Source organism: Protofrankia sp. CiP1_Cm_nod3 (genome assembly GCF_982290655.1).
Map to the genome: position 1 here is coordinate 8020 of NZ_CEVIVD010000007.1, position 1179 is coordinate 9198.

A 1179-nucleotide genomic window follows, 5' to 3' on the forward strand; every position below is an offset into this window, starting at 1 on the left:
TGATGACGCCGGACCCTGATGACGCCGGACCGCTGATGACGCCGGGCACCCCGCCGCCGGCCGGGCCGCTCGACGCCGCCGCGTCCTGGCTCGGGGTGGAGCACGGCGATCCCTTCGGGATACACACGCTGCCCTACGGCAGTTTCACCACACCGGACGCGCCGGGCGCGCGCGTCGGCGTCGCGATCGGCGAGCACATCCTGGACCTGACCGCCGCCGCCGACGCGCTCCTGCCGGAGCACGCCGGGCTGTTCACCGCGGGCAGCCTCGACCGGCTGCTGGCCGCCGGCCCCACCGTGTGGTCACAGGTCCGCTCCCAGGTGCGGCGTTGGCTCGTGGACGGACGGTACCGGCGCGCCGTCGAGCCGCTGCTGCTACCGGCCGCGACGGCGACCCCGCGCCTGCCGTTCACGGTCGCCGACTACGTCGACTTCTACGCCAGCGAGCACCACGCCACCAACCTGGGCCGCATCCTGCGCCCGGACGGCGACCCCCTCACCCCCAACTGGAAGCACCTGCCGATCGGCTACCACGGACGCTCCGGCACGGTCGTCGTCTCCGGGACGCCGGTCGTGCGCCCGCGCGGGCAGCTGCGCGCCCCGGACGGCGAGATCACGTTCGCGCCGACGGCGCGGCTGGACCTCGAGGCCGAGGTCGGCTTTGTCGTCGGTACCCCCTCGCGGCCTGGGCGCCCCGTGCCGCTGGCGGCGGCGGAGCGGCACGTCTTCGGCGCCTGCCTGGTCAACGACTGGTCCGCCCGCGACATCCAGGCCTGGGAGTACGTCCCGCTCGGCCCGTTCCTCGGCAAGGCGTTCGCCACCTCCGTCTCCGCGTGGGTCGTGCCGCTCGACGCGCTGCGGCACGCCCGGGTGCCCGCCCCGCCGCGCGACCCGCCTCCGCTGCCCCACCTCGACGACACCGGCGTGCCGCCGGGGGGCTTCGACATCGAGCTTGAGATCTCTCTCAACGGGCATCCGGTCTCCCGGCCGCCGTTCGCCGGCATGTACTGGACGCTGGCCCAGCAGCTCGCCCACCTGACGGCGGGCGGCGCGCCGCTGCGCACTGGTGACCTGCTCGCCTCCGGCACGGTCAGCGGCCCCACCCGCGCGCAGTACGGGTCGCTCGTCGAGCTCACCTGGAACGGGACCCAGCCCCTGGCCCTCCCCGACGGCTCGGCCC

General features: G+C 75.5%; 1 protein-coding gene. It reads left to right on the forward strand.

The window, feature by feature from the left end; translation table 11 throughout:
* Positions 1-35: 35 nt before the first annotated feature.
* The coding region (gene fahA / locus AC5LUJ_RS03140; RefSeq protein ID WP_493464427.1) for a fumarylacetoacetase at positions 36-1179 on the forward strand (1144 nt) is incomplete at its 3' end.